The following is a 354-nucleotide window of genomic DNA, read 5'->3' as shown; positions in this document are numbered from 1 at the left end:
AGCAGGTGAGCCGTAATTATCATCTGCGCGGGCGTATTCTGCAGGTGCCGTCGAACTATAACCCGCAGACGCGGCAATACAGCGGTATCTGGGACGGAACGTTTAAACCGGCATACAGCAACAACATGGCCTGGTGTCTGTGGGATATGCTGACCCATCCGCGCTACGGCATGGGGAAACGTCTTGGTGCGGCGGATGTGGATAAATGGGCGCTGTATGTCATCGGCCAGTACTGCGACCAGTCAGTGCCGGACGGCTTTGGCGGCACGGAGCCGCGCATCACCTGTAATGCGTACCTGACCACACAGCGTAAGGCGTGGGATGTGCTCAGCGATTTCTGCTCGGCGATGCGCT

The 354-nt window shown here is 58.5% G+C and carries 1 protein-coding gene; it reads left to right on the top strand.

What is annotated here, in order from left to right; all coding sequences use genetic code 11:
• Positions 1-354, top strand: a 354-nt coding sequence (locus JW499_RS21890; protein ID WP_463427527.1) for a hypothetical protein, incomplete at both ends; no start/stop codon positions are given.

The sequence above is a fragment of the Amphritea pacifica genome, assembly GCF_016924145.1.
Taxonomy (GTDB): Bacteria; Pseudomonadota; Gammaproteobacteria; order Pseudomonadales; family Balneatricaceae; genus Amphritea; species Amphritea pacifica.
This window is presented reverse-complemented; position numbering and strand designations above follow the sequence as displayed.